Genomic DNA, 6000 nt, shown 5'->3' on the forward strand with positions numbered 1-6000 from the left:
CCCGGCGACGACGGAGCGGCGTGGACGGCACGGCCCCGCGACGGTGCTGGCGGCTCGGGGGCGGACCTCCCTCAGCATACAGAACGCGTCCGTCCCCCTCCGCCCCCACCACGTGCCGGCCGGTCCCGGGCGCCGGTCCCGGAACGGCCGTCGTGCGAGGTCGGCACGGGAACGACGGAGGGAGGGACCCCTGCGGTGCAGGGGTCCCTCCCTCCGGAGCGGGCGCCGCGGCGCCGGGACGGGTCAGGCGCCGACGCGGAAGCGGGCGAAGGCCGTGGCGGTCGCGCCGGCCTCCTCGAGCACCTTGCCGACGGACTTCTTGGCGTCCTTGGCGAAGTCCTGGTCGAGCAGGACGACGTCCTTGTAGTAGCCCTTGAGCCGGCCGGAGATGATGTTCGGGAGGATCTTCTCCGGCTTGCCCTCGGCACGGGCGGTCTCCTCGGCGACGCGCTTCTCCGACTCGACGGTCTCGGCGGGCACGTCCTCCTCCGTCAGGAACGTCGGGGACATCGCGGCGATGTGCACGGCGACGTCGTGGGCGACCTCTCCGGCCTCGGCACCGGCGACCGCCAGGAGCACGCCGACCTGCGCCGGGAGGTCCTTCGAGGTCTTGTGCAGGTAGACGGCCACGTTCTCGCCCTCGACACGGGCGATGCGGCGGACGACGACCTTCTCGCCGAGCAGGGCACCGGTCTCGGTGACGAGCTCGGAGACGGACTTGCCGTCGGCCTGGGCGTCCAGGAGCGCCTCGAGCGTGGTCGCGTCGGCGGCCACGGCGGCGTCGAGGACCTTGTTGCCGAACTCGACGAACGGGGCGGACTTCGCCACGAAGTCGGTCTCGGAGTTGACCTCGACCATGTAGCCCACGGTGCCCTCGACGCGTGCGGCGACGAGGCCCTCGGCGGTGGCCCGGCCCTCGCGCTTGGTGACGCCCTTGAGGCCCTTGACGCGGATGATCTCCTGGGCCTTCTGCAGGTCGCCGTCGGCCTCGTCGAGCGCCTTCTTGACGTCGAGCATGCCCGCGCCGGTGCGCTCGCGCAGGGCCTTGATCTCAGTGGCGGTGTAGTTCGCCATGGGAACTCCTCACGTAGTCGGTGGTGCCGGCCGGGGCGGACAGGAGCCCGCCCCGGCCGGCCTCGGGCGGGAACGGTGCCCCGCCGGGGGAAACGAACGGTGGACGGAGACTACTCGGCGGAGGTCTCGCTCTCGGCCGGCGCGGCGGCCACGGCCGGAGCCTCGGCCTCGGCGGGGACCTCGGCGGCGGCCTCGGCCGGCTCCTCGGCCGTGGCGGTCGCCTCGGTGGGGGTCTGCTCGGTGGTGGTCTGCTTGGCGGCGTGCTGCTCGAGCAGCTCGCGCTCCCACTCGGCCATCGGCTCGGCGGCCTGGTCGGCGCCGCCGGACTTCTTGTTGTGGCGCTCCATGAGGCCCTCGGCCACGGCGTCGGCGATCACGCGGGTCAGCAGGTTGACGGAGCGGATGGCGTCGTCGTTGCCCGGGATCGGGAAGGCGACCTCGTCGGGGTCGCAGTTGGTGTCGAGGATCGCGACGACGGGGATGCCCAGCTTCTGGGCCTCGTCCACCGCGAGGTGCTCCTTCTTGGTGTCCACGATCCAGATCAGGGACGGGGCCTTGGTCAGGTTGCGGATGCCGCCGAGGGTGCGCTCCAGCTTGTCCATCTCGCGGCGCAGGAGCAGCAGCTCCTTCTTGGTGTACTGCGAGCCGGCGACGTCGTCGAAGTCGATCTCCTCGAGCTCCTTCATGCGCTCGATGCGCTTGGAGACCGTGGCGAAGTTGGTCAGCATGCCGCCGAGCCAGCGGTGGTTCACGTAGGGCATGCCCACGCGGGTGGCCTGCTCGGCGATGGCCTCCTGGGCCTGCTTCTTCGTGCCGACGAAGAGGATGGTGCCACCGTGGGCGACGGTGGTCTTGACGGCCTCGTAGGCGCGGTCGATGAAGGACAGCGACTGCTGGAGATCGATGATGTAGATGCCGTTGCGCTCGGTGAAGATGAAGCGCTTCATCTTCGGGTTCCAGCGGCGGGTCTGGTGGCCGAAGTGCACGCCGCTGTCGAGGAGCTGGCGCATGGTAACGACGGACATGTCGTCTCCTTGTTCTCGTGCGGGAGGGCGTGCGACGACGCCCGGCCCGCGGGTACGGTTCTCGGCTGCGTCCGGCGGACGAGCCCCTGGCGCAGCGGTGGGCGGACCCGGAGGGTCCGCCGCCTGGCCGCCGTGCCGCACCCCGCCGGGACGGGGAACGCGGACCGGGGCGGCCGGGCCGGGACAGGAGATCCCGGCGGCGCTGCGCGCGAAGTCAGCGGCTCGCCGCCGCGCCGTCGGCTCCGGCGTTCGGGGCCGGGTCCGGGAAGGTCACGAGGGCACGCTGTGGAAGCGCAGAGAGCACACTGCGGGGTCAAGTGTACTACAGGGCCTCATCGGCCCTGCACACGACCGGGCCCGTGCGGGCGCCGGCCGGCGGCGTCCCCAGCACGGTGCCGGCAGGGCCCCGGGGACCCCGGCGGCACCGAGAGTGGGCGCATGCGCAACCGTCCCTTCCCGCGCCGCAGGTGGCTCCGTCCCTCACGACGCCCGGCCGCGCGGGCGGGGCTCCTGGCCCTGGTGCTGCTCCTCGGCCCCGCCGCAGCGCCCCTCGCCTCGGCGGAACCGGGGTGGGCGTGGCCGCTGGCGCCGCGGCCGGCCGTGGTGGGCGACTGGGCCCCGCCCGCCGAGCGGTGGGGACGGGGCCACCGTGGCGTGGACCTCGGCGCGGTCGCCGGGGCCGCCGTGCGGGCCCCGGAGGACGGGACGGTGAGCTTCGTGGGGTTCGTGGTGGACCGCCCGGTGGTCACCATCGACCACGGCGGGGGGCTGCGCTCGAGCTTCGAGCCCGTGGGGTCGGCCCTGGTCCGCGGGGAGCGGGTGCGCCGCGGCCAGGTGGTGGGCGTGCTGCGCGGCCGCGACCACTGCGGCCCCGGCGCCTGCCTGCACTGGGGCGTCCGGCGGGGCGACGACTACCTCAACCCGCTGCAGTTCGTCGGCGCCCTCGAGCCGTCGGTGCTGCTCCCCGTGCCGGAGCGGCTGCGCACGGCGGCTCAGCCCTCGTCGTTCTGAGCGCCCTCGTCGTTCCGGGCGTCCTCGACGCCCTGCTCGACCTCGTCGACGAGCTGCTCGGCGCTCTCCCGGACCTGGTCGGCGCCCTGCTGGACCTCCTCCGGCACCTGGTCGAGACCCTGATCGACCTCCTCCTGGACCCGGTCGGCACCCTGCTCGACCTCCTCCTGGACCCGGTCGGCGCCCTGCTCGACCTCATCGGCGGTGGTGTCGCAGCCCGTCAGCGCGGCGAGCGCCAGGACTGCGACGGACAGGTGCCCCCACGGCGTGCGCTGGCTCATCTCTGCGTCCTCTCGGTGGTGGTGCACGTCTCGGACGACCAGTGCACCACATCCCCCGGGTGCACGCACCCGCCGGACGAGCCGGCCCCACGGGAACACCCCGCCCACCGGTGCTCTGCACGGTGGGCGGGGTGTCGGGTAGGGCCGGTGGGGCTTGAACCCACGACCGAAGGATTATGAGTCCTCTGCTCTGACCAGCTGAGCTACGGCCCCGCGCCGGAGGGGCCCCGGCGGCGCAGCTCAACGTTACCGCACGAGCGAGACCAGCCGGGTCCGGAACCGGCCCGGACCTTGGCTCCGGACCCGCACGGTGTGCGGGCGGTCACCGCGGTAGATCCGCAGGAACGTCTCCAGGGTGCGCGGGAAGCTGTGCTGGGCGACCTTGTGGCGGCTCTCGCGCCCCATCCGCTCGCGCTCCTCGGGCGGGGCGCCCAGGACGAGGGCGAGCCGGTGCGCCAGGTCCTGCGCGTCGCCGGGGGTGAAGAGCCAGCCGTTGACGCCGTTCTCGGCCAGGTGCGGCAGGGCCTGCGCGTCGGCCAGGACGACCGGCCGGGATGCCGCCATCGCCTCGAGGGTGACCAGCGACTGGAGCTCGGCCGTGCCCGGCTGGCAGAAGACGTCGGCCCGCAGGTAGGCCGCGCGGAGCTCGTCGTCCGGGACGTACCCCAGGAAGTGGACCCGCTGCGCCACGCCGAGGCCCCTGGCCAGCCGCTCGAGGGCGGGCCGCTGCTCGCCGTCGCCGGCGAGCTCCAAGTGGGCGTCCAGTTCGGCGGGCAGCAGCGAGAGCGCCTCGATGAGCACGTCGACGTTCTTCTCGACAGCCAGCCGGCCGGTGAACAGGACGGTGGCGGGGCGATCGGCCCGCGGCCGCTCGTTCCCGTGCGCCTCGTAGTCGGCGATCCGGATCCCGTTGGACACCGGGAGCACCGTGTCGGGGAAGCCGTGGCTGCGCATGGTCCGCACCGCGAGCGGAGTGGGTGCGGTGACCACGTCGCAGGCGCCGAAGACCCGCACCATGTCCCGCCAGGACACCGCGCGGTACCGTTCCAGGACCCACTCCGGGACCGGCAGGAACGGTTCCAGGTTCTCGGGGACGAAGTGGTTGGTGGCGACCGTGCGGATTCCCCGCCGCCGGGCTTCCCGCACGAGCATGCGGCCCAAGATGTAGTGGCACTGGACGTGCACCACGTCGGGGCGCACGTCGTCGAGCACGCGACGGATCTCCCCGGCCACCTGCCACGGGAAGCACAGCCGGAAGTACGGGTGGGTGAAGGCCCGGTGGGAGCGCAGGCGGTGCTCCACCACTCCGCCGTCCTCGGCCCGGCACGACGGCCCAGGCCCCGGGCGGGCGCACAGGACGTGCACCCGGTGTCCCTGCTCGTGCAGTCCGTGGGCGAGCCGGTGGCCGAACTGCGCGGCCCCGTTGACGTCCGGCGGGTAGGTCTCGGCGACCAGGAGGACGGTCAGGGGTCGATCGGCGGTCGTGGTGTCGGCGCTCAAGCGTGTCTTCCCGGTCGGTCGTGTGCTGGGCGGTGGTGTCCTCAGCGGCCCGGGGCTGCAGGCCGCGGTGCCGATGGTCTCGGTGCGGGCAGCGGCCGGTCCGGTCGTACGAGACCGGCGCGGCGTTGCAGCACCTCCGGGTGGTGCTGCGAGAGCACGGCGACACCGACTATAGCAATGCCACCGGCGCCGGCCATGAGGATTCCGGTTGTGACGGAGAACCCGGGGACCGCCTCGCCCAGGACCAGCAGCCCCAGCAGGACGCCCACCATGGGGTCGATCACGGTCAGACCGGCGATCACGAGGTCCGGAGGTCCGGCGGCGAAGGCCGTCTGCACGAACCATCCGCCCAGCACGGCCGCGGCGAGGGCGGTCACCACCGCAGCCCAGTTGACGTCGTCCAGCGGGGTCCCGGTGCTGCCCTGGATGCGGGTGATGGTGAGACGCACGAGCACGGCCACGAACCCGTAGAGGATCCCGGCGCCCACCACGTAGAAGGTCCCGCCCAGGCTGCGGCGGAACATCGCCGCCGAGACCCCCAGGACGCTGACAAGCACCACGAGCATGACGACCACGGTGTGCTCGGCCCACTGCGAGATGCCCTGCGCCGGGTCGGTCACCGCCACGGCGCACGTGACGAAGACCGCGCCGCCCGCGGTGCACAGTGCGATCGCCGTCCAGGTGCGCCGGTTGATCCGCAGCCGCCGGTGCCGGGCGTGCAGCAGCGTGGTGATGACCAGGGCCACGACGCCGATCGGCTGGACCACCGTCACCGTGGCCAGTCCGAGCGCCGTGACGTTGAGACCCGTTCCGACGCCGAGCAGGGCCAGCCCCAACGACCAGCGGGGAGTGCGCAGCAGGACGAGGAAGGTCCGCAGGCTCAGCCGTCCGTGCGCGTGGTCGGCCACGGCCGTGCCCTGCTGCTGCGTCCCGACCGCCAGGCACAGCGCCGAGAGCAGCGCCAGTGCGACGGCCAGCCACTGGCTCACGGCATCCACCGATCTGTTCTCACGGGCGGAATTCTACCGAGCCGACGGCGTCGGTCGCCCCGGCGTGCGTGCACACCCGGTGAACGCACGGAGAAGGCCCGGAAGCCTGCGGCTTCCGGG

The 6000-nt window shown here is 73.2% G+C and carries 6 protein-coding genes and 1 tRNA gene; 1 reads left to right on the forward strand and 6 read right to left on the reverse strand.

Annotated features, from left to right (window positions below; all coding sequences use genetic code 11):
• Positions 1-243 precede the first annotated feature (243 nt).
• Complete coding sequence (gene tsf, locus ACH9D3_RS12865; protein ID WP_396398986.1) at positions 244-1074, reverse strand: translation elongation factor Ts; 831 nt, start codon at positions 1072-1074, stop codon at positions 244-246.
• 110 nt (positions 1075-1184) lie between these two features.
• Positions 1185-2099: a 30S ribosomal protein S2 gene (gene rpsB, locus ACH9D3_RS12870; protein WP_396411239.1), complete on the reverse strand. Its 915-nt coding sequence runs from the start codon at positions 2097-2099 to the stop codon at positions 1185-1187.
• A 438-nt stretch (positions 2100-2537) separates the two neighbouring features.
• On the opposite strand from rpsB, the gene ACH9D3_RS12875 reads away from it, so the two are divergent.
• Entirely contained in the window at positions 2538-3110 is a 573-nt protein-coding gene (locus ACH9D3_RS12875; RefSeq protein ID WP_396411240.1) for a peptidoglycan DD-metalloendopeptidase family protein, read from the forward strand.
• Here the strand turns inward: ACH9D3_RS12875 and ACH9D3_RS12880 are convergent.
• From ACH9D3_RS12880 to ACH9D3_RS12895, 4 genes are all read right to left on the reverse strand, one after another.
• Positions 3092-3391 (reverse strand): hypothetical protein, encoded by a 300-nt coding sequence (locus ACH9D3_RS12880; protein WP_396411241.1) that lies wholly within the window; start codon positions 3389-3391, stop codon positions 3092-3094. The two genes, ACH9D3_RS12875 and ACH9D3_RS12880, sit on opposite strands and share 19 nt — an antisense overlap.
• 139 nt (positions 3392-3530) lie before the next feature.
• A tRNA-Ile gene (locus ACH9D3_RS12885) sits at positions 3531-3604 on the reverse strand.
• 33 nt (positions 3605-3637) lie between these two features.
• The gene (locus tag ACH9D3_RS12890) at positions 3638-4891 is read right to left on the reverse strand and encodes a glycosyltransferase (protein WP_396411242.1); all 1254 of its coding nucleotides are present in this window, start codon (positions 4889-4891) and stop codon (positions 3638-3640) included.
• 41 nt (positions 4892-4932) lie between these two features.
• Complete coding sequence (locus tag ACH9D3_RS12895; RefSeq protein WP_396398991.1) at positions 4933-5880, reverse strand: DMT family transporter; 948 nt, start codon at positions 5878-5880, stop codon at positions 4933-4935.
• Positions 5881-6000: the final 120 nt, after the last annotated feature.

Origin of the sequence: Kocuria kalidii, from assembly GCF_044462225.1 — a bacterium.
GTDB classification, from domain to species: domain Bacteria; phylum Actinomycetota; class Actinomycetes; order Actinomycetales; family Micrococcaceae; genus Kocuria; species Kocuria kalidii.

Bases quoted from the DNA above. Each gene is read 5' to 3' on its own strand.
- ACH9D3_RS12880 (WP_396411241.1), bottom strand. From the start codon at position 3,391: ATGAGCCAGCGCACGCCGTGGGGGCACCTGTCCGTCGCAGTCCTGGCG.
- ACH9D3_RS12875 (WP_396411240.1), top strand. From the start codon at position 2,538: ATGCGCAACCGTCCCTTCCCGCGCCGCAGGTGGCTCCGTCCCTCACGA.
- tsf (WP_396398986.1), bottom strand. From the start codon at position 1,074: ATGGCGAACTACACCGCCACTGAGATCAAGGCCCTGCGCGAGCGCACC.
- rpsB (WP_396411239.1), bottom strand. From the start codon at position 2,099: ATGTCCGTCGTTACCATGCGCCAGCTCCTCGACAGCGGCGTGCACTTC.